Consider the following 26,128-nt stretch of genomic DNA (forward strand, 5'->3'; position numbering starts at 1 on the left):
AAGCAAAGCGCGCACTCAAGGGTGAGTCGGTAGTAAACACTATAAATAACATATTCGAGGAGAAGGATTTATGAGCTACATTCCCACCAGCAGCACCAAAGATTATCTGGCCGAATACGACAGCGCAGCCCCAGCCGACAAATACCCGCTCGTGCGTCGCTGGATGATGACCGAGCCCTTGCCATTTTTTAAACAGCTTCGAGCCCAGCGTCCAATTCTGGTAACGCCCGAGTGCGTTCTCGTGAGCAAATACGCGGATGTTATTGATCTACTGCAAATGCCAAAAATCTTTACGGTGGATTTGTATAAGCCCAAGATGGGCGTCACTGCAACTGACCCGGGCTATTTGATGGCTCACGATGATGATGCTATTCATTACCGCGAAAAATCCCTTATGCAAGGCATGCTTAATCGCAACGATTTGCCGCGCATTCGAGCGCTTATTTCCAGAGCTAGCCAAGAAATTTTGAATAAAGCTGATGGCAAAATCGATATAGTTTATAACTACTGCCGCATGGTTCCTGCCATTCTGGTGCAAGAATATTTTGGTCTGGATAATGTCGATAAAAAAGATTTGATCGAGTGGTCGTTCTGGAATCAATATGACGTGTTTCACAACCAACCCTTTGATTTAAACTCACCGGAACACTACCAATATATTAAAGATAACCATGACCGCGTCACTGTCGCTTTGGGTAATTACATCAAGAAAGCGCTGCTTGAAAAATTGGCCATGGTAAAGCTCGACCAAACTAAAAATATATTGTTAATTGGCTGGCGAATTTTGAAAGGCATATTAAATAAGCTTGTGGGAAAACCGACACCTATTCCTAAAGACGATGTTTTTTCGCGCATGCTACGCACCAGCTTTGCAGAACAGGTTGAGTTTGATTTGGTGCGTGTTGGTGTAAATGCTGGCGGTCTTCTGATTGGCGCAATTGAAACTACATCGCAAGCTGTTGCCCAGGTAATTGAATTTTTTATCAAACAACCGGACTTGCTCGCCAAGGCAAAGACCGCAGCTCAGCAAACGGACTTGAAAGCCTTTGATAATTTAGTGTGGGAAGCTTTACGTTATGTTCCTATTAGCCCCTATATGTTTCGCCAGACTTCAGAAGAATATACATTGGCGAAAGGATCTGATTACGAAACCACAATCCCCCCTAAAACAAACGTTATTGTATTAACGCAATCCGCGATGTTTGACGAGTTTGCCAATACAAATCCCGACGAGTTTAACCCTGACCGCACTTTCTACCACAACTTTAATTTTGGTTTTGGTCCACATGATTGTTTGGGTAAGTATGTTGGTATGGAAATGATTCCAGAAATGGTAAGGCAAGTTTTGTTATTGCCAAAACTACGCGCAGAATCCCCCATAGATTTCAAAAACGGGCCATTTCCTGAGTCTTATTCTTTAGCTTGGGGCGAATAAAGTTCCCGGTTTTATAAAGCCGGCTTTAAAATAATCAATCAAAAAGGACGATGAAGGAAAATATGAAAAAAATATCTATTGTATGTTTGCTATTACCTGTTTTTATTTTATGCGCATGTGGCGGAGGAGGCGGTAATTCTTCGGCGCCAACAACAAGTGTCATTTTATCGAGTAGTTCAAGTGTATCTATATCTAGCGCCGCATCATCTAGCGATGCGGCGTCATCGGCCTTTTCGTGGAGTTCAGTACCTGCCTTAAAAGATTTAGCAAAATTTCCGATAGGAATGGAAGTGAGTGCTGCGAATCAAGAAAGAAGTATTTTTAACTACCCTAGCCAATTGCCAACAATTGAAAAGCATTTTAATAGTTTGGTGGCTGGCGTCATTATGAAAATGAGCTTCTTACACCCTAATGAAAACGAATTTTTTTACACGGATGCAGATAAACTAAATGCTTATGCAATAGATCATAATATGTTGTTGCATGGACACACCTTAATTTGGCATTGGGATTCTCAAATTCCTCCATGGATGAAAAAATATACCGGCGATTGGTCTGCAATGTTAAACAATCACGTTACACAGATATGTACCCATTTTGCGGGCAAAGTAAGTAGCTGGGATGTAGTAAATGAAGCATTGGATGAAAGTGATCCTTCAGGCTTTCGGCAGTCTATTTTTTATCAACGCATTGGGAAAAAATACATCGAGAATGCATTTGTTGCTGCTCGAAAAGCTGATCCCAATGCGGTGTTGTATTACAACGAATACAATATTGAATCATCAGATACCAAGTTAAATCTTCTGTTGACAATGTTGGACGATTTTAAAAGTAGAAATATCCCAGTCGATGGTGTTGGGTTTCAAATGCATTTAGATTTATTTAATCCATCGATTGATCAGATAAAAAGATCTTTCAAGGCAGTTGCTGATCGCGGTTATAAAATCAGAATTTCAGAATTAGATATGCCCGTAAATTACAACAGTACTTTGGTTTTATCGGATGCTGTTGCACAGCAACAAAAGGAAAGATACAAAAGCATAGTGAAAGCTTATTTAGATTCAGTTCCAGAAAGCCAGCGCACGGGAATTACATTTTGGGGGCTGGTTGACGGTGAGAGTTGGTATAACTTCATAGGTCTGCCTGCCAAAGAATGGCCGCTATTATTTAATGATGATTATTCGCCCAAGCCCGCATTTTATGGGGTGGCTGAAGCCTTGGCTGGAAAGTAACCTTTGTGGGCTACTTATTTATGCTGATAAATTAAACCTAAAGTTTTTTAATAAGCATCCGCCGTTGTTTACCCTGCAGCGCAATCTCCGGATGCGTTGCAGCTCTATAAAAATATCATAAGGACTGCACATGAAAAAGTTGTTGATTGGGGTTGGCGTTTTAGTGATTGCCTCAGCTATTTTTCTCTACGCTGCCTACGGCGGATTTGGCAAACCGCTTGAAGCTCCTGGTGGCACTCCGTTCGTGAGTTCGGTTCCAGACGACTGGTCTGCGCATAAACAAGCGAAAATGGCTGCGCGCGATACTCATATTGTGCAACATCAAATTGCTTACAACCGCTTTGCGGATTTTGCGGAAAGTGAAACTGATGGCATCCCCTACATTATCCTAAAATTATTACCAGTTATTGCGCCGGAATATTGGGGGGAGGGCGACAATTTTTTAAGCGTTATGGGTTTGTTTTTTGATGAACGATTACCGGGTGCGCCTGTGCCCCGCGGTATGGGTTTTAGCGGCTTGTCGCGTGTTAACCCTGTAGGCAATATTGATTACGCCTCATTTTCCTGTGGCGCATGTCATATAGGTCGTGTTCGTACGGAGGACAATAAATTTTATTATTTGGATGGTGGTATCAATGCCGAATTTAATGTGGTGGGTTATCGCAAACGTTTGGTACAAACCATCGATAAAATTGCAGGTACCGAAATTGATCCGGCAAAGCGCACCGAGTTAGTTACCAATAAAATACTGGAAGCTATAGATCAGGTTCATGCACTAAACCCTAATTATTTTTATAAGAACTTTACTTACGAAAATCGCACCTTTGATGCGGCTTATGAGCAAGCCCAAATTGATTTATTCAAAAAAACTGCCGGCACAAGGGTTTCGCAATTTATTAAGCATCACGAAGATGAATACCATGGTTGGGAAAAATTTGTTGATAAATATTATCAGGGTGCGCAACCTCAATTGCTGGATGGTTTGCCTGGAATGGAAGACGCTATTGGTTTCAATACAGTTAAAGCCAATGCAAATTTAAAACTCAACCTGCTTACAAAACCCTTCGCGTTTTTGGCGCTGCCACCGAGCCATGGCGTTACGGATATTATGGCCGTGTGGGAGCAGAACACCCATGATCCTTTATGGAGTGAAGATAAGAGACATTTAATTAATGGCGGTGGTCAATGGACTGGTCATATCCCATTACCTATTTATAAAAATATTGCAGCGCAATTAACCATTGGTTACGACAATGTTGATGTACGAGTTTCTGCATTTGCGGAAGAAGTATTGGATAAAATGCCTGCGAGTGTTTATCCCTTTGATGTTGACATAGCTTTGGCAAAAAAAGGTCAGGCACTTTTCGCTGAAAATTGTGCAGCTTGTCATCAGCCCCATAATGGAAAGGTGTATAACAATTTGGGAACTGATATGGGCCGCGCGAAAATTGCGGGCTTGTTTGTCACTCTTGGTGCTATAAGCGGGTTCACGGATGTTTGTGACGCAGGTACTGTGGTGCAAATGTATGACAAAGATGTAAAACCTTGTGCTGAATACAAAGGCGTTTCACTTAAAGGGAAAAAGTCCCTGGCTATGACCGCGCCCAAGCAACACGAGGGTTACAACGCTTTGCCTTTGGTAGGTTTATGGGCGCAAGCACCTTATTTGCATAATGGTTCAGTACCAACGCTCTATCATTTGTTAGTGCCCAACGAGCGCCCGGCAGTTTTTGTTAAAAGTCGGTTGGATTACGATCAAAAACTCGCTGGTTTTGTTTGGGAGTTGGATGCAGCTAAGGATAAAAACGAAGGTTATGAATTTGACACTCGTTTGTCTCCCGCAATGAGTAATCGCGGGCACGACACAAATATAGAGCAAGATGGTAAGACCTTTAAGTTGAACTGGGCAGATGATAAAGAGGGCGCCCTGGCTCTGGTCGAATATTTAAAGATCTTGTAATTCCTGCATTTAATCAATCCCGTTTCCCAAGTTGGAAGCGGGGTTGATTGTTCAATTTCTCTTCCAACCCCCTGTATTCTTAAGAGTGAATCAGCGCATCGGCTACTTATTTCCTCTCCATTAATCTCTCTTTTTTTACCTATCAAATATTTTTCATTTTGCTGGCGTATGTTTGCTTATGGTCTGTTTGACAATTTCATTGCGGCGGGAGTAGTATTTGATTTCTTGTGTTCATGTATACAAGTGCTCAAGTATGCACATGCTAGGGCTTGTTTGGATGCAAGAGAACCAACGATGAATAACCATAATTAAATTGGAGTTAGTATGAAAAATAAGTCCTCATTAAATGTCTTTAAATTAAGCGTATTGAGTTTGAGTGTGGCGGCTGTCGTCGCCCAAGCTCAAACAACACCCGCTCCTGCAGAAGAAATTGTAGTGACGGGGTACAAGGCGAGTTTGCAAAGCGCCACCAATGCAAAGCGGGCATCTACTGCAATGGTGGAGTCAGTTTTTGCTGAAGATATAGGTAAGTTTGCGGATACCAATATCGCGGAAGCGGTTAACCGCATGCCTGGTATTCAAATTAGCCGTGATACCTTCGGTGATGGTGTAAACGTGTCGATTCGTGGCCTTGGTTCAAGTTTTACCAAGGTGACATTGAATGATTCTCAAATCGCTGTAGCTTCTGCCGGTAGTGTTGATGCACAAAACCAAAACCGTGAAATCGATTTAAATTTATTTCCAACCGAGCTGTTTACCCGTTTCGATGTCAAAAAAACCCCGGTAGCCAGCATGCTTGAAGGCGGTGTAGCGGGTGTAGTTAATATTCGCAATGCGCGCCCGTTTGATAATAAAGAACAGGGCTTCCAGTCGGTATTTAACGTGCAAGGTATTTATACCGAGATCAACGAAAAAACCAGTCCCAAACTCTCTGCTTTGGGTAGTTGGACCAACGATACTTTCGGTGTTCTCGGCGGTGTTTCGCTCTATAACCGAAACCTGACCACCAAAGGTTACGAAACGATTGGCTATACCACGCTCAGCGTGCCCCATGGTATTTGCGGAAGCACACCAACGGGTTCCCAGACACTCGCAACCGCAGGCACTTGTAATGCTCCATCTACCGGTAATGATTGGAACGTTGCAGGTGTTACCGCAACACAAGGTTACGGTGTTGTACCTACTAACGCAGGTGCTGGATTAACAGCGGGTACTGTAATCGACAAAGCATTTTTATTGGGCAAGAACCCCGGTTTGACAATTGACCAGGTTGCGAATGGATTTATTCCTCGTCTGGGTCGTCCGTCTTACATGGATGGCGATCAGGATCGTTTAACAGGTGTTGTGTCTTTGGAATATCGCCCCAGTGACCAGGCACGTTTTTATTTGGATGTAGTCGCTACTGATCAGCAAAAAGAATTTAATCGTATCGATTTAAACTTTATTGGTCGCTTCGGTAACGCAATTCCTTTGAATATGAAAGTGGATGAAAATAATGTAGTGACTTCTGCAACTTTCGCTAACGCCCAGTTCTTTCTTGAAGCGCGTCCTTACAGCGAAGATTTGAATTTCTACAATGTGAATCCCGGTGCGCATTTTGAGTTTAACGACCTCAGCACAGTTGATGTGCAGCTCAACTCAAGCCGCAGTGATTGGCGCCGTGAATCGCCCACTGTATTAATCAATACACCTTTGAACAAAGGCATTTCTGTTGATTACGTCAACAATGGCAATGTGCCAACCTTTACCCCTAAAGGTGTAAATTTGAATGATCCTGCGGCTGGTTGGACATGGGCTGGTGGACGTTTGAATATCCAGAACGAAGAGCGTGACACCGAGACCGATGGCATTCACGTAGATTACCGTTTTGGTGACGACACTAATAATGTGAAGGTCGGTATTGCCAAAGACACCATCAAGCGTGCAATTCGCGGTTACGATAACAGCGCCCGTTGGGAAGATGTTGCGTGTCGCAATGGTTTGGACGCAAGTGGAAATAGCCCGGCAACAGGTCGCGCTGCTTGTGATGGTATGAGTGCAAACGCAAAAATTCCGCAAAGTGCTTTAGCTTCCTATCTGATGGCAGGCCCTTACGGTTTTATCGATGTGAATTACGATAAATTTTTTGCTGCGACAAATTACTACGCTCTTAAAGACAGCGCTCCAGAAGGCAACTCATCTAATACCGGTGCTAACTCAGGTATCATCGATGAAGATACAACTGGCGGTTATTTTGAGTTAAACACATCTACCGAAGTGGGTGGCAGACCGCTTAATATCAACGTGGGTGCTCGTTACGCAGAAACAGAACAACTTATTTCTGGTCCTGTAACTATTGCTGGCGTTCGTCAGTATCAAGATCTCAAGTCGAAATATGATGCTTGGTTGCCATCTTTTAACTCAACCTTTGATGTTACTGATGACATCAAGTTGCGCTTCGCAGCTTCGCGTACCTTAACTCGTCCAAATCCAAGCTCCATGCTTCCTGCTACAACATTTAGCGATGTGTCGGCGGTGCAAGCAAGACAAGGTAACCCAAATTTATCTCCGTACCTGGGCACTAACTTTGATATAGGTGGTGAGTGGTATACCGGTGACGAAGGTTATGTGGGTGTGACTTTGTTTGAAAAACAAATCACCGGTTTCACTGTAACGGGCACTAACCAAATTCCATTCCTGAACTTGGGTATTCCGTTCGACAGTTTGACCCAACAACAGCGTGATGCCATCAACAGCCCGGCTCGTGGTGGTCCAAACGTTGCGACTGTAACGGTTGAGCAACAAGTGAATGCGTCTGGTAGCTTGAACATCGAAGGTGCGGAAATTACCTGGGTTCAACCTTTGGATATGATCCTTGAAGGTTTGGGCTTTAACGCTAACTACACGCACATCAAGCAGAAGAGCGAAGGTTCAGGCGTACCGGCAATTGCTGTAGGCGTTTCACCAGAAACCTATAACTTCACTGCTTATTGGGAAAACTACGGGGCATCAATTCGTTTGACTTATTCATATAACGAAGGAAGTTACGCCTCTGGCAACAACCAAAACAATACACTGGCTGCTTACCTCTATTCAGATTCAAGAGGCCAGCTTGATTTGTCATCCAGTTACAAATTTGAAGGTGTAACGGGTGAGCCAGAACTGAGTTTGAATGTAAGTAATTTGACGGGCGAACCTCTAAGAACAACTTGGGGTTATGATTCCGCCACATTCACTTACTATGATCCAGGTATGATCGTAACTCTTGGTCTTCGCGCTTCGTTTTAAGTAAATCATGCTTTGAGTTGCGAGTTTAAAAAATCCTCCAGTTAATGCTGGGGGATTTTTTTTGCGTTTGTTTTTTTGCACTTTAAGAATCCAGTCCCCGTCTATTTCAGGCGCGCCACTGCCGCCACATCTTGATCGTCACATTGACACCTTATTAAATGGCTAGTAGGATAATATGCTTGTATACAAGTGCTCAAGAGACATCCATTTTCGTTGAATGGGATTGACTTGTTTTCTATTAAGACCAGGGTTGTTGAGGCAGAAGAAAAATATGCGAATTTTAATAAGTAGCCTAATTGTATTTTGCGGGGGTGTATTTGCATCCTTGTCTTACGCGTGTGAATTACCCGCGTCCGTATGCTTTAGCAAAAAGTCTGGCAGTTTTGAACTCATTCAATCTGGAAAACCCGCCGGGATTTACGTTGATAAGTCAGCTGACCCCGCTGTTCTGCGCGTTGCTAATAATTTTGCGGCCGATATAGGTCGCGTGGGTGGATCAACCGCACCTCTTATTTCCAGTATCGAAAACGCCAAGGGAAATGTGGTGATTGTGGGCGTTGCAGGTCAAAGCCCTGTTATCAATGAATTGATTAGCAGCGGTAAGCTCAAAGTAGATGGGCTCAATGCTCAATGGGAAGCATATCAACGCGTGGTTGTGGAGCGTCCCTTTCCAAATGTTCCCAAAGCACTTGTTATTGTCGGTTCAGACAGGCGAGGTGCTGTTTATGGAACCTATGATATTTCGGAAAAAATGGGTGTTTCGCCCTGGTACTGGTTTGCAGATGTCCCTGTGCAGAAAAAATCCAACGTCTTCGTAACTGCAGGTGCCTACAGCGATGCCCCCAAAATTAAATACCGCGGCATTTTTATCAATGACGAAGATCCTGGTTTTAGCAGCTGGGCGATCAAGCATTACGGCGGTATTAATTCAAAAATGTATGAACACGTCTTCGAACTTTTGTTGCGCATGAAAGCTAACTATTTATGGCCCGCAATGTGGCCGCCAAAAGCCTTCAACGAAGATGATCCTCAAAATAAAATACTTGCGGATGAAATGGGAATTGTTGTTGGTGCGTCGCATCATGAACCCATGACCCGCGCGCACGACGAATGGCACAGGAATATGGACAAAGGTGTTACAGGCGGCAAATGGGATTACGCCACTAATGCGGCCAACTTGCGCACTTTTTGGCGCGGCGGCATAGAGCGCATGATGTCGAAAGGTAATGGACAAGCTTACGAAAGCCTTGTCACTGTGGGCATGCGTGGTGATGGTGATGAAGCCATGAGCGAAGGCACTGCAACTCAGTTATTGGAAACCATAGTTGCGGATCAACGTCGTATTATTTCCGAAGTAACCGGAAAGCCTGCAGATCAAACACCGCAAGTGTGGGCGCTCTATAAAGAGGTTCAGGATTATTACGATCATGGAATGAAAGTTCCAGACGATGTCACTTTGTTATTTGCAGATGATAACTGGGGACAAATTCGCCGTTTGCCCACAGGTGATTTAAATCGTAAAGGTGGTTACGGTGTTTATTATCATTTTGATTACGTTGGTGCGCCGCGTAATTATAAGTGGACCAATACTGTTCAAATCGAAAAAATCTGGCAACAAATGGATCTCGCTTACGAGCGCGGTGCGCGCAATCTCTGGATCGTTAACGTCGGTGATATTAAACCCCTGGAGTTCCCGATTAGTTTCTTTATGAAGCAAGCATGGAATCCAAATGCTATGACCTTGAATGCGTTAAAGCAATATCCAAATGATTGGGCGCGCGCTACTTTTGGTGCGAAAAACGCCGCTGAAATTGCGAACTTAATGAATCGTTATAGCCAATATGCTGCGCGTAAAAAACCTGAGCTAATTGATGCAACAAGTTTCCGTTTGGGTGAAGGTAATGGAAGTAAATTAGACGGTGGCGAGTTTGGCTTCCTGGTTGCGCAATGGGATGAGCTTGAAAAAGATATGCTGAAAATAAAAGCATCCTTGCCCGCAAATCAGCAATCAGCTTATTTTCAGTTAGTTGAATATCCCATAGCGTCTTTTTCAAATCTTTATAAACTTTATTACGCAGTTGCCTGGAATCACCGCTTGGCTACAGCAGAAGATGCGCGTGCAAATGTATTTGCCGATCAGGCCGAAGCTGCTTTTAGTCGCGATAAAACCTTAATGGATGCCTACCATCAACTTGAGCGAGGTAAGTGGGACGGTATGATGTCGCAAACACATATTGGTTACACCAATTGGCAGCAACCAGAAGTACAGATCATGCCAACGATCAAACGTGTTCAAGCTAAAGCTGCTGCAGCGCCAATCGTTTTTGCGGAGCCATCTAAAAAAGAAAATGGTTTGATAGTGATAGAAGCACCTAACTTCAGTCGCGCCGTTAACGGCTCAGGGCTTGCTTGGAAAGTAATACCAAATCTTGGCCGCACACTCGGCGCTGTCACTGCATTTCCGCAAGGACAAAAGCCGACAACTCAACAAGATGCAGTACGCCTTGAATATGATATAGATATTAAAAAGGCGGGTGATTTAACGCTGCAAGTTTATTTGTCACCAACGCTGGATACAACAGGTAGGGGTTCATTACGTGTGGGTGTTTCGATAGATGACGGTCCTATGCAAATTTTGGTTGATAAATTATTGCCCGCACCAAATGCAACGACTTTACAGGAGCAATTCAATTGGAATCGAGCTGTTGAAAACAACGCTCGCATGCTTGAAACATCATTTATTGATATCAATGCGGGCAAGCACACGGTTAAAGTGTGGCGTTTGGATGACAATGTGGTGCTACAAAAGCTGGTGGCAAGCACGCAAACTATTCCATTGAGTTTTCTAGGTCCATTGCCCTAAAATTCCGAATTAAAAATCCCTCAACTAAAAATTGGGGGATTTTATTTTCTCTGTAAAAATTTATACTATTAATGATATGAAAGATAATGAAATATTTATTGAGGGCTGTTTGATGTTAATAAGCAAAATTCGTAGTGCAATTGCGGTGTTTGCCTGCATTTTTTTATCCGGGTTCGTATTGGCAGAGCAAATGCCTGTTGTCGATAAAACATCAAAACAATTGCTCATCAACAACCAAGCCTACTTGATGCTTGGCGGGGAGCTGGCAAATTCCAGCGCTGCCAGTTCCGCTTATTTAAATCAGATTTGGCCAAAATTAACGGCTATGAACTTAAATACGGTGTTAGTGCCTATTTATTGGGAGCTAATGGAGCCAAAAGAGGGCGAATTTAATTTTGATTTGTTGGATACGGCTTTGAAAAACGCTCGTGCCAATCGCATGAAGTTAGTCTTGTTGTGGTTCGGCTCATGGAAAAATAGCATGTCCTGTTACACGCCTGCCTGGGTTAAAAACGATCCAGTACGTTTTCCGTTAGTGGAGAATCGCGATGGCAAAAAACAAGCTATTTTAAGTCCTTTCTCTCAGAATAATTTACAAGCTGATATTCGTGCGTATTCCGCGCTGCTTTCTTATTTGAAAAAAGTGGATGCCGAAAAAACGGTTATCATGATCCAAGTAGAAAATGAAGTAGGTATGTTGCCTGATGCGCGCGATTTTAACGCGGCTGCAAATTCTGCGTACGAAGATGCAGTACCTACTGCACTCATAAATTATTTGCAACAATCAAAAAATACCGACGCTGTTATAAGCGCGTGGCGTAAGCAAGGTAGTTTAACGAGTGGTCCGTGGAAGCAAGTATTTGGCGATTCAATTGCGACAGAAGAATTTTTTATCGCTTGGTATTTGGCGCGCTATACAGATGCGGTTGCCGCTGCCGGTAAAGCAATTTATCCCTTGCCGACTTTTGTAAATGCGGCTTTGAACAGGCCTAACGCCTTGCCTGGGCAGTATCCAAGCGGCGGACCTTTGCCTCACATCTTCTCTATTTGGAAATCGGCAACTTCAGCCATTGATGTGTTGTCTCCAGATTTTTACAACCCTAATTTCACCCAGTGGAACGATTTATATTTTAGTGAAGATAACCCACTCTTTGTTCCCGAAATTAAAATGGAAGACAGCAATGCAGCTAAAGCCTATTTCGCGATTGGTCATTATAAGGCTTTAGGTTTTTCGCCTTTTTCAATTGATTCTGCGCTTAAACCAGCAGAGGTTCCCCTAAGCAAAGCGTATAGCCATTTAGCAACTCTGGCTCCGTTAATCTCACAAGCTAAAGTGAACTCTGCCAAAACAAAAGCGAATTTTATTGATGGTATTTTGCTCGATAAAGAACGCTCATCTGCAAAAATAGTTTTTGGTGATATTGAAATTACACTTAAACATGAATTCACACTCTCCTGGTCATCAGGTGCGAAACAAGAAGTGTGGCCAGAGGTTGGTGCGCTTATTATTCGCTTGAGTGAAAAAGAATTTTTGTTTGCAGGTTCAGGTGTGGTTGCAACTTTTAAAGATGCGACACAGAAAAACACTATTGGTATTGAATCTATTTGGGAAGGTGTTTATACGCCTGCAAAAGATTCCAAAAATACGATGCCGGTGTGGAAGCCTGGCCGTTTGCTAAATGGTGATGAGAGCCACCAGGGCCGCCATTTAAATTTAACCTACGGTGAGTTCCAAACACAGCGAATCGTCCTTTATAAATATTGATTGTGTGCTGTAAATAAAAATCCCCGCTTCAAGCGGGGATTTTTTTATCTTAATGCTTATCTTTTCCGTGGCCTTTGCCATGTTTGTGTTCTTTGTGAGGGCGATCGTGGTCGTGATCATGTTCATGCTCACGTTGGTATTCGGGCTCATATTCCTGGCTGCGCACAAAATAAACACGGCGTTCACACGCATGGTATTCGTGGCAATGTTTGTCCCAATGTTTGGCGTGGCCTGGTGGAACGTGTAAATAAATAGGTGCGCGATCTACGTAACGTTTATCCACCACTATAACGCGCGGTTGGTCGTAAACCACGACCGGGCGCGGAGCGTTGCCAATTTGCACTTCACCGTAGACTCCCGGTTTTATTTCACCGGAGAGAATAACGTTAATGCCCAAATCTCCCGCAAAACTTTGGGGTGCGGCCTGCAGCATTAGGAGAGCTGAAAGAGAAAGAAAGTATTTGCGCATATTTATCTCCATTTGTTGTGGTTTGATTTGATTATGGTAAAAGCAGATGAATCCAAAATGAATGAAAAGAATTGGTGTGGCGATTTGCTCGCTAGTTCGCACAATCGCACGCATCGCTAATTAAAGACGGTGACTGTAATCCCATACCAGTAGAGCCCAGATTAACAATATGCAGACATTGCCTGCCATAAATGCCTGCATACGGCGAATAACATTATTGTTGGTGATGTGTATCCATGAATGAAGAATACGCGTCGCTACGAAAAGCCAGCTCAGCAGGATAATTGCTGGAGACTCAAGGCTCAATGCAATATAAATCGTACCAGCTGCATAAAAAAACACCGGAATTTCAAATAGATTGCTGTAATTGCGCGCAGCTTGCAGCATTTTGGGCGGCATATTTTCCCCGCTGTTCAGGCGAAAAGCGCTCAGCTTCACCTCGCCGGATCTAACTGCTGCAACCCTCAGTTTGAACATATAGCCTGCGACCCCGAAGGTGAGCAGAATCATGGCAAACATGGCGTAAATCATTAGTAGCCTCGTGTGTTCGTTATCATGAAGTGAATTTTACACAGACTGAGCCGTCCTCATGTGAGATTAGTCGTCTTTCTGTATAATGCCCCATTTTCGGTTTTCCAGTATTCAGCTTGGGCGCTATTCGCGCTCAAATGTGTTTAGCATCTCAAGGTTTTTTTGACTAAAGGTTAACTCCATGATTATCAAGCCAAAAGTTCGCGGTTTTATCTGTACTAATGCTCACCCTCAAGGCGCTGCAGCCAATGTGCAGGAACAAATTGCCTTTACCAAAGCCAAGGGTCCGGTTGTTGGCGCACCCAAAAAAGTATTGGTTCTGGGCTGTTCTACCGGTTTTGGTTTGGCTTCTCGCATCACGGCTGCGTTTGGTGGCGGTGCAGATACTTTAGGCGTTTGCTTTGAGAAAGAACCATCAGAGACAAAAACCGCAACCGCAGGTTATTACAACACCTCAGCCTTCCACGATGCGGCCAAGGCTGAAGGCTTATACGCGCACACGATCAATGGCGATGCATTCTCTGATGAAATAAAAGCCAAAGTGATTGATGAATTAAAAAACAGCATCGGCAAAGTTGACTTGGTGATTTACAGCTTGGCCTCGCCGCGCCGTACCGATCCTAAAACCGGTGAGGTTTATAACTCCGTACTTAAACCAATTGGTAAATCTTACGTTTCTAAAAATTTGAATACCGATACTTTAAAAATTGGTGATGTAAGTATTGAACCAGCTTCTGATGAAGAAATTGCAAATACTGTAAAAGTGATGGGTGGTGAAGACTGGGAAATGTGGATTGATGCACTTAAAGGTGCTGATCTGCTGGCGGACAATTTCCAAACTGTTGCATACACCTACCTTGGCGACAAATTGACCTGGCCGATTTATGGCAAAGCAACTATCGGTAAAGCCAAAGAAGATTTGGATCGCGCTGCAAAAACACTCAGCGCTAAACATGGTGGTAAAGCTCGCGTTGCAGTATTGAAAGCAGTAGTTACCCAAGCGAGTTCTGCAATCCCCGTAATGCCGTTGTATTTGGCAATTCTGTTTAAAGTTATGAAAGAGCAAGGCACCCACGAAGGATGTATCGAGCAGATCCAACGTTTGTTCAAAGAGTGTCTTTATTCGGCCACGCCACGTTTGGATGATGCGGGTCGTTACCGTGTTGACGAATTGGAATTAGATCCATCTGTGCAAACCAAAGTGGAAGCAATTTGGGATCAGGTAACCGAAGAAAATCTTTTTGAGTTAACAGATTTTGCTGGTTATAAAGCCGAATTCTTGCGCTTGTTTGGTTTTGGAATTGACGGCGTGGATTATGATGCGGAAACCACACCGTTGGTGGAAACAAATTTTTAAGGGGGCCGCCTAGGTCTTGAGTTTAATTTTGTTGAAGCCCCTCTCTAGGGGCTTTTTTTTTGTTAGTTTCTTTGATGACCGGAGAAAGAAATGCGTAAGCGAATTGCGATAGATATGGACGAAACCATTTGTGACACTATGGAGCGTCATTTGGATTGGTATAACCGGGAGTTTAACCAAGATCTCACCAAAGCTGATTTGATGGGAACCAAAATCTATCATCGCGTTCCCGCTGAACATGTAGCTCGTGTTCGTTCCTATCCGGACAATGCTGAATTTTTTATGGATTTAACGCCATTGCCCGATGCAATTTGTGTTATCCATGATTTGAACCAGCGCTTTGATGTTTATATTGCGACTGCTGCTATGGAGCATCCCACATCTTTTGCTGCTAAATACGAATGGTTGGTAAAACATTTGCCGTTTTTGTCGCCGCTCAACTTTATTTTTTGCGGTAACAAAGGTGTAGTGAATGCTGATTATTTAATTGATGACAGCTCACGTCATTTTCAGTTTTTTTCGGGGCAGGGCGTGCTTATGACAGCTCCGCACAATATCAATGAATCAACTGAAGTGCGTGTTAATAACTGGCAGGAAATAAAAGCTTATTTTGCGGATAAAGCCTAGACCACTCCCAACCTCCCTGTTTCAAGGGAGGTTGGGTTAGTGTTACAAGCTTTTAAAAAACCTGTCTAAGCGCGGTAAATAAAAATTATCGTAATTCAGCGACATAATCACTGAGCGCGATCTGCCTACAAATTCATCGCGTGGCACAAATCCTATAACGCGCGAGTCAGCGCTTAGATCGCGGTTATCACCCATCATTAAATAATGGCCTGCAGGAACAATTACCGTGGGAAAATTTGCAAAGGGATGATTTTCAGGATTGTTAATACGAACTATATGCGGTGTGTTGAACAAATGTTCAATCTGGTCTGTGTTGTTTGCCGTTTTTTCGTATTGAAGGGCGGTACCGTTAATCGTTAACTCATTATTGATCAGGGTAACTGTGTCACCCGGAACGCCAATAACACGTTTTACCAAGCGTTTATCAGAAACTTTGGAATCAAAAACTGCAATATCGCCACGCTGTGGATCTGCGAAGCGCACCAATGAAATATGTGTAAAAGGAATGTGTAAATCGTAAGCCAGTTTATTTACTGCAATGCGATCGCCTTCCAAAATGGTAGGCTTCATTGACGCAGTGGGAACTGTATTCCAGTCGGCGCAGGCGCTTCTAAACATAAACATAAGGCCCAGGAAAATCAGGAAATACTTATTTTCTCGCCAAAATTTTGCCCAAAATTGTTTCATTTTTATCTCCGTGAGCGTTTATTCAACAAGCTGATACAATAACTGTTGGTAAATTTGCATGCCTAATTGATGCTTGCTAAAGACTCAGGCTTAAAAACAAAGTTCAGCTAATTCATCCAATAACCCTTATGTCATTACTTTTATCACTTTTGCGACTCTTGTCCGGAGTCCTTACCACGGTGTTGTTCGTGGTCTTCACCTTAATTGTATTTATCCCTTTAATGCCGCTGGCGCTACTGAAGTGGTTGGTGCCCTTTACTGGCTGGCAGGCATTGTGCAATCGCTGGCTGGACTGGCTGGCAAGTCATTGGATGGACGCCAACGCGCGTCATCAGCAGATAATTTTGCCTACGCAGTTGGAAGTTGAGGGTATGAGCAACTTGAGTGTGGCGGAGTGGTACATGATGATTGCCAACCATCAATCCTGGGTGGATATTTTGGTGCTTTTGCGGTTTTTTAATCGCCGTATTCCCTATTTGAAATTCTTTTTAAAACAATCCCTGATTTGGGTTCCGCTGCTTGGATTGGCCTGGTGGGCCTTGGAGTTCCCTTTTATGCGCCGCTACACCAAGGCAGAAATTGCCAGGAATCCTGAACTGAAGGGCAAGGACATTGAAAAGACCCGGCAGGCGTGTGAGAAGTTTCGCCATAATCCGGTCACGATTATCAATTTTTTGGAGGGGACGCGATTTACCCCGGCCAAATATACCCAGCAAAAATCTATTTACCGCCATCTACTTATGCCCAAGGCCGGTGGATTGGCTTTTACCTTGGCAGCGATGAATGGCCAGTTACACAGCTTGTTAGATGTGACTATCTATTACCCTGAAGGACGCCCGAGTTACTGGGATTATGCCTGTGGCAGGGTAAGGCGGATTTGTGTGGATGTGCGTGAAAGGCCCATCCCTGAAGATATGTTGGGTAACTATGGCGATGACAATGAATTTCGTGAGCGCTTTCAAGGCTGGGTCAACCAAATCTGGCAGGAAAAGGATGCTTTGCTGGATAAGATGAATTCCAGTCATTAAAAAGCGCAGAAAACTTTGGCAGTTCAAGGTATGCTAAAGGCATATCTTATTGATAGTGCGATTGTTTTAAGGAGGCTGCCATGCTGTATTCGCTCAAAGATTTGTTCGCCAAGTTAGGTTTGCCCAATTCCGACAGTGATATTGAGGCATTTATTGAGCGCTATCGTCCCCTGCCACAAGCTGAGCCCTTGGCCAGTGCAAGTTTCTGGACCGCCGAGCAAGCTGCTTTTTTGCGAGAAGCCCGCCAACCTTACTCAGATTGGGAAGAAGTGGTCGATGAGCTGAACTGCCTGTTACGCGATTAATTCTGGTTTTTGCTTCACATAACGCGCCTAAAGGGCGCGTTATTTTTTGGTGCCGCGCCCGCGGCTGTACGCATAGACCTGCAAATACGCTAGAATGCCGACCAATCGCGGCAGCCACCTTTTGATTGACCCAAAAGCGCTCGCCCTCCTCAAACCTCCATAAAGTATTTATAGCCTGTGACTGACTTAAGCCATATCCGTAATTTCTCCATTATCGCCCACATTGACCACGGTAAATCCACCATCGCTGACCGCTTTATCCAAATGTGCGGTGGCTTGAGTGACCGTGAAATGGAGGCGCAAGTCCTTGATTCTATGGATCTTGAGCGTGAGCGTGGTATTACTATCAAAGCCCATAGCGTGACCTTGCATTACAAGGCGCGCGATGGCAAAACCTACCAGCTTAATTTTATTGATACCCCCGGCCACGTGGACTTTACCTATGAGGTATCTCGCTCCCTTGCCGCTTGCGAAGGTGCGTTGCTTGTAGTGGACGCAGGCCAAGGTGTGGAAGCCCAATCCGTAGCTAACTGCTACACCGCTATTGAACAAGGTCTGGAAGTTATCCCTGTTCTAAACAAGATGGATCTGCCGCAAGCCGAGCCAGACCGTGTTGCGCAGGAAATCGAAGATATTATTGGTATCGATGCTACCGAAGCTGTGCGTTGCTCGGCCAAATCCGGTATGGGTATGGAAGATGTGTTGGAAGAACTGGTTCGTCTGGTTCCGCCGCCGGAAGGCGATGTTGATGCGCCGCTACAAGCACTGATTATTGATTCCTGGTTCGATAACTACCTCGGCGTGGTGTCCTTGGTTCGCGTAAAACAAGGCACGCTGAAGCTCAAAGACAAAATCATCGCCAAGACTATTGGCAAGCCCCAAATTGTTGATGGTGTAGGTGTATTCAGCCCCAAGCTGACCCAATTAAAAGAACTCAAAGCTGGCGAAGTGGGCTTTGTAGTTGCCGGCATTAAAGACATTCAAGGCGCGCCCGTGGGCGATACCATTACCCATGCGCAGACGCCAGAAGTGGAGTCACTTGCTGGTTTCCAGAAGATCAAACCGCAGGTCTATGCGGGAATGTTCCCCATTAGCTCGGACGACTTCGAAGACTTCCGCGATGCTTTGGCAAAGTTGACCTTGAACGATGCCTCCCTGTTTTATGAGCCCGAAAGCTCAGATGCCTTGGGTTTCGGCTTCCGTGTTGGCTTCCTTGGCATGCTTCACATGGAAATCATCCAGGAACGTCTTGAGCGTGAATACGATCTGGATTTGATTACCACTGCGCCCACGGTAGTTTACGAAATTGAAAAGCGCGGCGGTGAGGTTATCTATGTTGATAACCCGTCCAAACTGCCTGACCCGGGTTCCATTCAAGAAATGCGCGAGCCTATAGTGGAAGCCAATATTTTGGTGCCACAGGAGCATTTAGGTAATGTCATTACTTTGTGTATCGATAAGCGCGGTGTACAAAAAGATTTACAGTTCACCGGCTCGCAAGTGCGTGTGCGTTATGAAATGCCGATGAACGAAGTAGTGACGGATTTCTTTGACCGATTGAAATCGGTGAGCCGCGGTTATGCTTCATTGGACTACAGTTTTGTCCGCTTTGACGCGGCCAATCTGGTGCGTTTGGATGTACTGATCAATGGCGAAAAAGTCGATGCGCTGGCAATTATTGTGCATCGCGACAAAGCGCAAAGAATGGGGCATTCATTGACGGAAAAAATGAAAGAATTAATTCCTCGCCAAATGTATGACGTTGCCATTCAAGCCGCTATTGGTGGGCAGATTTGCGCGCGCTCAACCGTAAAAGCCCTTCGCAAAGACGTAACCGCGAAGTGTTATGGTGGCGATGCTTCACGTAAAAAGAAATTGCTGGAAAAACAAAAAGCCGGTAAGAAGCGTATGAAGCAGGTAGGCAGTGTAGAGATTCCACAAGCCGCATTCTTTGCTGTGTTAAAGATCGATTCTTAGTGAGAAAAACTCTGAGTGCAGAGTTTGTCGTAGCCGTAGATTATCGCAAGGCAGAAATAGCAACTATAAAGGTTTCCAAAATTCATGAGCAGTTTAAATCTTCCGTTAATTCTTTCGCTTGCGGTACTCATTACTGGCCTTATTTGGCTTATTGATATTTTGTTTTTAGCGAAACCTCGCAAGGCGCGAGTGGCTGCTGTCGCACAACAATTTTCTGCACTTGAATCTGCCGACGAACATAGAAAAGCAGCCTATGAAACCGCAGTGGAATCAGCGGGTAAAGAACCCCTTGCGGTTGAATATGCCAAATCATTTTTCCCAGTGCTGTTTATCGTATTTTTCTTGCGCTCATTTTTGGTCGAGCCCTTTCAAATTCCTTCAGGTTCTATGATTCCTACCTTGCAGGTGGGTGATTTTATTTTAGTAAACAAGTTTGCTTATGGTGTGCGCGTCCCGGTGTTAAATAAAACCTTTATCCCGGTGGGCACACCAAAACGTGGCGATGTTATGGTGTTCTTCCCTCCGCACCAGCCTAAAACCTATTTCATTAAGCGTGTGATAGGCGTGCCAGGGGATAAAGTTCGCTACGCCAATAATGTGCTTTACTTAAATGGCGTGGAAGTAAAGCAAGATTATGTGCAAAAAGCTTCTCCTGAGCTGGGCTCATTTTGCATGAACCACAGACAGCAACTTACTGTAGTCAATGAAATATTGGATGGTGTTCCCCATAAAATGCAGAAGTGCGATGAACCCAGCGCTTTGAGCGCCGATGATAGAACCTGGGTTGTGGAAGAAGGCCATTATTTCATGATGGGCGACAATCGCGATAATAGCGGCGACAGCCGTGTTTGGGGAACTGTTTCTGACGATGCGATTGTAGGTAAAGCGTTTGCGGTTTGGATGCATTGGGAAGAGCTTTTAAGCATTCCCAGTTTTGATACTGTAGGTGTTGTTAAATAATCATTTATAAATTAACAGGTGCCACTATGAAATCTTTGCCGAAGCATAAAAATTTTCCTAAAAGAAGTTTGCAAAAGCAGCGTGGGCTCACATTAATCAGTTGGATATTTGTGATTGCCATTCTCGCATTCTGCGGTATGTTTGCTTTTAGTGTGGTGCCTATGTATGCCGAGAATATGTATGTAGTGAAGGCGCTTAAATCTTTAGCGGACCCTGGTGAACGTGTCTTAGAGATGAGCGATTCGGAAATTAGAAAAAAAATCCAAAATTTTTATTTGATTAACAACGTGCGTAGTGAAGGCCCACAAAATATTGTTATCGACCGTAAATCGAGAAATTTGTTAATTACGATTGATTATGAAAATCGCACCAATCTTTTTTACAATATTGACATCGTAACCGTGTTCAAAAATCATTTGGATGGTGAGCATCCTGATTTGTGTTGTAGACCTACGGGCGACAAACGTGAAGTTAAGTATTAAATATCAGCGGTTACAAGATCGCCTCGGTTATGAATTCAAAACGCCAGCTTTGTTGCAGCTGGCGCTTACCCATCGCAGTCATGGTGCTCACAACAACGAGCGCCTTGAGTTTTTAGGCGATTCAATTTTAAATTTGGTCATAGGCGAAGCTTTATTTAAACGCTTCGTTGATGTGCGCGAGGGTCAATTAAGTCGGTTGCGTTCGCAATTGGTTAAAGGCGAAACCCTGGCGGAAATCGCGCGCGAATTTGAATTGGGCGAATGCTTAATTCTCGGTGAAGGCGAAATGAAATCTGGCGGTCACAGGCGCGATTCCATCTTGGCTGATTCGGTAGAGGCACTCATAGGTGCAATCTATACCGAAACTGATTTCGATACTTGTCGCACCCATGTGTTGTCCTGGTATGCCGCACGATTGTCATCGCTCACGGTAGATACCACTGCTAAAGATCCCAAATCGCGTTTGCAGGAACATTTGCAGGGCTTACGTAAACCTCTTCCAGAATACGAGGTTGTGGAAGCCGCCGGTGAGTCTCACGCGCAAATCTTTACTATTGAATGTCGCGTTGTGCTGCTGAAACAGCCTGTGCGTGCGCAGGCGAGTAATCGCCGTGAAGCAGAAAAAATCGCGGCAACAGAAATTCTACGTTTGCTTGATATCCAGTAGTTTCTTTTTTAAATCAATTCTTTTCCGTTTCTTGTTTCAGGTTTATTTATGTCAGACCATTCTGGTTCACCAACAACTCGTTGTGGTTATGTTGCTATTGTGGGGCGCCCCAATGTGGGTAAATCTACTTTGCTCAATCATATTCTTGGGCAAAAAATTAGTATTACATCACGCAAGCCACAAACTACACGTAACAATGTTGTGGGAATCAAAACCGAGGGTGATATCCAAATCATGTTCGTGGATACTCCTGGAATGCACTTGGGGCAGCAAAAAGCGATTAACCGCTATATGAATCGCGCTGCCAACACGGCGATGAAAGATGTAGATGTGGTTGTATTTGTAGTAGATCGTTTTATTTGGACGGAAGAAGACGAAGCCGTTGCTGAAAAATTACAATATGCCTCATGCCCTATTATTCTGGCGGTCAATAAAGTTGACCAGGTGGAAGATAAAGAATCGTTGTTACCACATCTCGAAGTCTTATCAAAAAAATTAAACGTGGCGGAAATTATTCCTCTATCAGCCTTACGCAATGTCAATCTAGATCGTCTCGAACAATTAATTATTGATCGCATGCCGGAAGGTATGCATATGTATCCGGAGGACCAAATTACGGATCGCAGTTCGCGTTTTATGGCGGCGGAAATTGTGCGTGAAAAAATCACTCGTCAATTGGGTGATGAGTTGCCTTATGAGATGGCGGTAGAAATTGAAGAATTTAAGCAAGAAGGAAACTTGCTGAACATAGGCGCATTGATTTTAGTTGAGCGGGAAGGTCAAAAACGTATTTTGATTGGCGATAAAGGCGAACGCATTAAGCTGATTGGTATTGATGCTCGCAAAGACATGGAAAAATTGTTTGACATGAAAATTATGTTAAAGCTCTGGGTAAAAGTGAAATCTGGTTGGTCTGACGACGAGCGCGCACTGCGCAGTTTAGGTTACAACGATTTGTAATCATGAGTGTAGAACTCCAGCCGGCATACATACTCCATACGCGCCCCTATCGCGACACCAGTATGTTGGTCGATTTTTTTACTCCAGCCTATGGACGCATTACCGCGGTCGCACGCGGAGTGCGTTCACGTAAAGCACCCAAGCGCAATTTGTTAAATCCCTTCACGCGTTTATTAATTTCATTTCAAGGCAAAACCGACCTCAAATTGCTGACTCATTTTGAGGCCGAGGGCGCACATTTTGCGCTGACGGCGAAACATCTTTTCAGTGGTTTTTATTTAAATGAGTTGCTAGTGCGGCTGTTGCCCGAGTTGGATGCGCACCCGGAAATTTATAGTTTGTATGAACAAAGTTTGCAGGCCCTGAATGCGCAGCAGGAGTTGGAGCCCATTTTGCGTTATTTTGAGTTTCAATTGTTAAATGAGTTGGGTTACGGAATTCATTTTGACGCTGATGCAAAAACGGGCGAAACAATTTCTGAGTCTTGTCATTATTATCTTGATACCACTTTAGGATTTTATGTGGCAGAAGTTGATGAGGCTACTAAGCCGCATTCATTTTCCGGAGAGCATTTGCTGGCTATAGCAGCGCAAGATTTTTCGCGCACAGATGTTAGGCATACTGCAAAACGTATCTCGCGGATGCTGTTAAAACCTTTATTGGGTACCAAACCTTTGATGAGCCGCGAATTGTTTAATTAATTTACGGCTACTGCTTTAACACCAAAAACGTCGTTCAAATCGCGATTTTCACCCCAAGCCAAAACATCATCGATTGCACTGTTAAGTGATTGGATTGCTTCCTTTGCGCTATTTGCCTCCTTAGCTTGCAATAGCTTATCGAGGAAGCCGCTAATATTTTTTAATCGCGGCACTCCGCAATAACAACTACTGCCGTACAACCGGTGTACTAGTTCGCTAAATAGTGAATCATCGCCATCAATAATTGCCTGGTTGATTTGTAATTTTTCCTGAGGCAAACCATCTAACATCATTTTTAACATGTCGCGTGCCAGCAGGGGTTTGTTGTTGGCTAGCTTCAAACACAAACCGACATCGACTGAAGTGTTTGCATCTGGATTGGGGTCTTTAAGCGGCAACTTTTCCTGTTCAGCAACAGGTTCATGAGCGATCACAACTTCTTTTTTGCCACTGAGGGATGTCCAGCGATTAATAATATGTGCGAGCTGGCTTTCACTCACAGGTTTGCTAATGCAGTCATCCATGCCGGAAATTAAAAGCTCCGCTTTTTGTTCAGTAAGCGAGTGCGCAGTTAATGCAATAATAGGTGTGCGCTGAGTATCTTTTTCCAATTCGCGAATATGTCGGGTAGCTTGGAATCCATCCATTCCGGGCATTTGGATATCCATAAAAATCACATCAAATTTTTGTGTTTTACAGGCATCGATTGCTTGCAAGCCGTTACTTGCTTGTACCACTTGCGTATTGAGGCCGCGCAATAATTCTGAGGCTAATTGTAAATTGGCGGGGTTATCGTCGACTAGCAATACTGAGGTTGCTGGTAAATTGGCCGCCGGATTGCTTACTTGCTCGTGGCAGGCTTCGGACAAGCTGATATTGAGTTTGTCGCACAACAATTTAAGTAGAGCATCGTATGCTATAGGTTTATTGATAAATTGTGTGTTGAGATTCTGGCCGTTGCTGCGTAACAAACGTTGGTGAGCTGCCGTGCAGCAAGCGATCACTTTACAATTAAATTCATCTGCCAATTGCTCGCTGATATTGTTCAGCAAGGATGGAGGTATTTTTCGTTCGTCTGCTGCTATGTCCAGCAATAAAATGTCGAAAGGATCGGTTTTATGTGCTTTGCGAATACTTGGGAAGATGTCGTGAATTTCGCTGATGACATCTTGTTTCATATGCCATTCGCTCAGCAGCGCCTGCAATTGTTCGCGAGATGTTTCATTGCTGCTACAGATAAGCGCACGATGCTGCTCAAGATTAGGTAGCGCATATTGAATAAGTTGTTTTTTATCAATTCCCAAGCGAGCGGTAAACCAAAAAGTTGAGCCCTCATCGAGTTTGCTTTCAACACCAATCTCCCCATTCATGCGCTCGACCAAGCCCTTACAAATGGCAAGCCCCAAACCTGTCCCTCCTTGTTCACGCGAGTTGGATGCATCCGTTTGTGAAAATGGTTTAAATAAATCCTTTTGCTGGGCTGTAGTTAAACCTATGCCTTGGTCGCTCACGCTAATTTTAAGCATGAGATGCGTTTCTTGTTGGGCAATGGCTGCTACGCGCACCATGATGTTGCCGTGCTCACTAAATTTAATCGCGTTGCTAATTAAATTGGATAGCACTTGCTTAAAGCGTAATGAGTCACCCAAGAGTTGTGCGGGAATTTCTGGATCAACCTGCGCTATAAGCTGCAGGTTTTTTTCGTGTGCATCGGGTGCCATTATGTGCAAGGTTTCGTCGATGGTCTGACGTAAAGGCAAAGGTGCGTATTCGAGTGTTAACTTACCTGCTTCGATTTTTGAGAAATCGAGAATGCCATTAATAACTGTGAGCAAACTTTGCGCTGAATCGCGAATAGTATTGAGATACTCCGCTTGTTGTTCATCAATATCGGTTTTTAGTGCAAGCCCAACAAAGCCCAAAATACCATTCAACGGTGTGCGAATTTCATGGCTGGTGTTAGCGAGGAATTCTGATTTTATCCGACTGGCTTCAATGGCCTCTTTGCGTGCAATATCCAATTCAATATTTTTAATTTCAATGGTTTCTAAGGTTTCAATCAAATCTTGTGTGGATTGTTCAATATGGTTTTGCAAATCTTGCTGGGCGTTTTCTAAAGATTCCGCCATGGTGTTAGTGGCGTTAGCGAGGTACACAAACTCCCGGCTTTTTTGTGGGTTAACACGGGTTTGCAATTTTCCTTGCGCCAAATGATTGATAACGTCTTTAATATGGTTAAGCGGTTCGGTGATATTTTTAAATAAACGCGTTGCTAAAAAACCCGCCACAATCAAGCAAGCTAAGGTAATGGCGATGGTAATTAAAATGGTTTGGTAGTGAATCACCATATAGGGTGACGAGAGCATTTCTACTTCAACCCAACCTATAGGGTTCAAACCATTTTTATCAACAATGGGATGTGAAAATAAAATAGTCCGGCGTGTTTCGCGGCGCACGGGTTCCAAGCTGTTGGGTGAGAGGCCAATATCATTAGTGGGTAAAAATTCCGGGCCGCTGTGGAAAGATTCGTTAGTTTTTTCCAATCGCACATGCAAAGCCCGAATGTAAGGGTCTTCTAGCGAACCATCTAATATTTCCTGCAAAAGAGCTTTGTCATTGCGAATAATAGGTGTGTAAATCAAATGTGCAGTTTTGCGAGTCATGGCGCTGCCGCGCATATCTACAAATTTGCTCAGCTCGTACAAGCAAAAAGAAATCAGTGACACAGAGAGTATTAAAACAATCGCAATTGCAGGGGTGAAGATCAATTGCCATACGTTGTGTTTGAAGCTTTTAGATGCGCTGGGCATGGAGATAATCCTTGACGATATTCGAACGGAGCAAAGCGGGCTGTA

At 44.0% G+C, this 26,128-nt stretch carries 20 protein-coding genes; 16 read left to right on the top strand and 4 right to left on the bottom strand.

All coding sequences use genetic code 11. From position 1 onward, the window contains the following. Positions 1–70: 70 nt before the first annotated feature. The 6 genes from IE104_RS02995 (at position 71) to IE104_RS03020 (ending at position 12,522) form a co-directional block, all read left to right on the top strand. On the top strand, positions 71–1,435 hold the full coding sequence (locus IE104_RS02995; protein WP_189415959.1) for a cytochrome P450: 1,365 nt from the start codon (positions 71–73) through the stop codon (positions 1,433–1,435). Between the two features lie 62 nt (positions 1,436–1,497). Next, a complete protein-coding gene (locus IE104_RS03000) occupies positions 1,498–2,667 on the top strand; it encodes an endo-1,4-beta-xylanase (RefSeq protein ID WP_189415960.1) in 1,170 nt (389 codons plus the stop codon). 130 nt (positions 2,668–2,797) lie between these two features. Beyond that, entirely contained in the window at positions 2,798–4,627 is a 1,830-nt protein-coding gene (locus IE104_RS19135) for a c-type cytochrome (protein ID WP_229837588.1), read from the top strand. A 324-nt stretch (positions 4,628–4,951) separates the two neighbouring features. After that, complete coding sequence (locus tag IE104_RS03010) at positions 4,952–7,894, top strand: TonB-dependent receptor (RefSeq protein ID WP_189415961.1); 2,943 nt, start codon at positions 4,952–4,954, stop codon at positions 7,892–7,894. A gap of 271 nt (positions 7,895–8,165) precedes the next feature. After that, the gene (locus IE104_RS03015; RefSeq protein ID WP_189415962.1) at positions 8,166–10,757 is read left to right on the top strand and encodes a glycosyl hydrolase 115 family protein; all 2,592 of its coding nucleotides are present in this window, start codon (positions 8,166–8,168) and stop codon (positions 10,755–10,757) included. Positions 10,758–10,869: 112 nt separating this feature from the next. Next, positions 10,870–12,522 carry a GH35 family beta-galactosidase gene (locus IE104_RS03020; protein WP_229837589.1) on the top strand — a complete coding sequence of 551 codons (1,653 nt, stop codon included), beginning with the start codon at positions 10,870–10,872 and terminating at the stop codon, positions 12,520–12,522. A gap of 49 nt (positions 12,523–12,571) precedes the next feature. Here IE104_RS03020 and IE104_RS03025 read toward each other — a convergent pair whose 3' ends face one another. Continuing rightward, positions 12,572–12,991 (bottom strand): hypothetical protein, encoded by a 420-nt coding sequence (locus IE104_RS03025; RefSeq protein ID WP_189415963.1) that lies wholly within the window; start codon positions 12,989–12,991, stop codon positions 12,572–12,574. A 120-nt stretch (positions 12,992–13,111) separates the two neighbouring features. Further along, positions 13,112–13,522, bottom strand: a complete 411-nt coding sequence (locus IE104_RS03030) for an MAPEG family protein (RefSeq protein ID WP_189415964.1) — start codon at positions 13,520–13,522, stop codon at positions 13,112–13,114. A 181-nt stretch (positions 13,523–13,703) separates the two neighbouring features. Here IE104_RS03030 and fabV point away from each other — a divergent pair, with 181 nt between their 5' ends. After that, complete coding sequence (gene fabV / locus IE104_RS03035) at positions 13,704–14,879, top strand: enoyl-ACP reductase FabV (protein ID WP_189415965.1); 1,176 nt, start codon at positions 13,704–13,706, stop codon at positions 14,877–14,879. A 90-nt stretch (positions 14,880–14,969) separates the two neighbouring features. Beyond that, a complete protein-coding gene (locus tag IE104_RS03040; RefSeq protein WP_189415966.1) occupies positions 14,970–15,506 on the top strand; it encodes a 5' nucleotidase, NT5C type in 537 nt (178 codons plus the stop codon). A 42-nt stretch (positions 15,507–15,548) separates the two neighbouring features. Here the strand turns inward: IE104_RS03040 and lepB (IE104_RS03045) are convergent, their stop codons facing one another. Next, positions 15,549–16,193 (bottom strand): signal peptidase I, encoded by a 645-nt coding sequence (gene lepB / locus IE104_RS03045; RefSeq protein ID WP_189415967.1) that lies wholly within the window; start codon positions 16,191–16,193, stop codon positions 15,549–15,551. Between the two features lie 128 nt (positions 16,194–16,321). Between lepB (IE104_RS03045) and yihG the strand changes: the two genes are divergently transcribed. From yihG to recO, 8 genes are all read left to right on the top strand, one after another. Further along, complete coding sequence (yihG, locus tag IE104_RS03050; protein WP_189415969.1) at positions 16,322–17,221, top strand: 1-acylglycerol-3-phosphate O-acyltransferase, YihG family; 900 nt, start codon at positions 16,322–16,324, stop codon at positions 17,219–17,221. Positions 17,222–17,301: 80 nt separating this feature from the next. Further along, on the top strand, positions 17,302–17,526 hold the full coding sequence (locus IE104_RS03055; protein WP_189415970.1) for a DUF2789 family protein: 225 nt from the start codon (positions 17,302–17,304) through the stop codon (positions 17,524–17,526). Between the two features lie 177 nt (positions 17,527–17,703). Further along, a complete protein-coding gene (gene lepA, locus IE104_RS03060) occupies positions 17,704–19,503 on the top strand; it encodes a translation elongation factor 4 (protein ID WP_189415971.1) in 1,800 nt (599 codons plus the stop codon). Between the two features lie 84 nt (positions 19,504–19,587). Next, positions 19,588–20,463 (top strand): signal peptidase I, encoded by an 876-nt coding sequence (gene lepB / locus IE104_RS03065; RefSeq protein ID WP_189415972.1) that lies wholly within the window; start codon positions 19,588–19,590, stop codon positions 20,461–20,463. 26 nt (positions 20,464–20,489) lie between these two features. Further along, the gene (locus IE104_RS03070) at positions 20,490–20,945 is read left to right on the top strand and encodes a DUF4845 domain-containing protein (RefSeq protein WP_189415973.1); all 456 of its coding nucleotides are present in this window, start codon (positions 20,490–20,492) and stop codon (positions 20,943–20,945) included. Continuing rightward, a complete protein-coding gene (rnc, locus tag IE104_RS03075; protein ID WP_229837590.1) occupies positions 20,929–21,612 on the top strand; it encodes a ribonuclease III in 684 nt (227 codons plus the stop codon). The genes IE104_RS03070 and rnc overlap by 17 nt, the downstream gene beginning before the upstream one ends. Before the next feature lie 48 nt (positions 21,613–21,660). Beyond that, on the top strand, positions 21,661–22,572 hold the full coding sequence (gene era, locus IE104_RS03080) for a GTPase Era (RefSeq protein ID WP_189415976.1): 912 nt from the start codon (positions 21,661–21,663) through the stop codon (positions 22,570–22,572). A gap of 2 nt (positions 22,573–22,574) precedes the next feature. Next, a complete protein-coding gene (gene recO / locus IE104_RS03085; RefSeq protein ID WP_189415977.1) occupies positions 22,575–23,273 on the top strand; it encodes a DNA repair protein RecO in 699 nt (232 codons plus the stop codon). Here recO and IE104_RS03090 read toward each other — a convergent pair. After that, positions 23,270–26,083, bottom strand: a complete 2,814-nt coding sequence (locus IE104_RS03090) for a response regulator (protein ID WP_189415979.1) — start codon at positions 26,081–26,083, stop codon at positions 23,270–23,272. The two genes, recO and IE104_RS03090, sit on opposite strands and share 4 nt — an antisense overlap. Between the last annotated feature and the right edge of the window lie 45 nt (positions 26,084–26,128).

The sequence above is a fragment of the Cellvibrio zantedeschiae genome, from assembly GCF_014652535.1.
GTDB classification, from domain to species: domain Bacteria; phylum Pseudomonadota; class Gammaproteobacteria; order Pseudomonadales; family Cellvibrionaceae; genus Cellvibrio; species Cellvibrio zantedeschiae.

Excerpts from the sequence above, each read along its gene's own strand:
- IE104_RS02995 (WP_189415959.1), top strand. The coding sequence starts at position 71 with ATGAGCTACATTCCCACCAGCAGCACCAAAGATTATCTGGCCGAATAC.
- IE104_RS03000 (WP_189415960.1), top strand. The coding sequence starts at position 1,498 with ATGAAAAAAATATCTATTGTATGTTTGCTATTACCTGTTTTTATTTTA.
- IE104_RS19135 (WP_229837588.1), top strand. The coding sequence starts at position 2,798 with ATGAAAAAGTTGTTGATTGGGGTTGGCGTTTTAGTGATTGCCTCAGCT.
- IE104_RS03010 (WP_189415961.1), top strand. The coding sequence starts at position 4,952 with ATGAAAAATAAGTCCTCATTAAATGTCTTTAAATTAAGCGTATTGAGT.
- IE104_RS03015 (WP_189415962.1), top strand. The coding sequence starts at position 8,166 with ATGCGAATTTTAATAAGTAGCCTAATTGTATTTTGCGGGGGTGTATTT.
- IE104_RS03020 (WP_229837589.1), top strand. The coding sequence starts at position 10,870 with ATGTTAATAAGCAAAATTCGTAGTGCAATTGCGGTGTTTGCCTGCATT.
- IE104_RS03025 (WP_189415963.1), bottom strand. The coding sequence starts at position 12,991 with ATGCGCAAATACTTTCTTTCTCTTTCAGCTCTCCTAATGCTGCAGGCC.
- IE104_RS03030 (WP_189415964.1), bottom strand. The coding sequence starts at position 13,522 with ATGATTTACGCCATGTTTGCCATGATTCTGCTCACCTTCGGGGTCGCA.
- fabV (WP_189415965.1), top strand. The coding sequence starts at position 13,704 with ATGATTATCAAGCCAAAAGTTCGCGGTTTTATCTGTACTAATGCTCAC.
- IE104_RS03040 (WP_189415966.1), top strand. The coding sequence starts at position 14,970 with ATGCGTAAGCGAATTGCGATAGATATGGACGAAACCATTTGTGACACT.
- lepB (WP_189415967.1), bottom strand. The coding sequence starts at position 16,193 with ATGAAACAATTTTGGGCAAAATTTTGGCGAGAAAATAAGTATTTCCTG.
- yihG (WP_189415969.1), top strand. The coding sequence starts at position 16,322 with ATGTCATTACTTTTATCACTTTTGCGACTCTTGTCCGGAGTCCTTACC.
- IE104_RS03055 (WP_189415970.1), top strand. The coding sequence starts at position 17,302 with ATGCTGTATTCGCTCAAAGATTTGTTCGCCAAGTTAGGTTTGCCCAAT.
- lepB (WP_189415972.1), top strand. The coding sequence starts at position 19,588 with ATGAGCAGTTTAAATCTTCCGTTAATTCTTTCGCTTGCGGTACTCATT.
- IE104_RS03070 (WP_189415973.1), top strand. The coding sequence starts at position 20,490 with ATGAAATCTTTGCCGAAGCATAAAAATTTTCCTAAAAGAAGTTTGCAA.
- era (WP_189415976.1), top strand. The coding sequence starts at position 21,661 with ATGTCAGACCATTCTGGTTCACCAACAACTCGTTGTGGTTATGTTGCT.
- recO (WP_189415977.1), top strand. The coding sequence starts at position 22,575 with ATGAGTGTAGAACTCCAGCCGGCATACATACTCCATACGCGCCCCTAT.
- IE104_RS03090 (WP_189415979.1), bottom strand. The coding sequence starts at position 26,083 with ATGCCCAGCGCATCTAAAAGCTTCAAACACAACGTATGGCAATTGATC.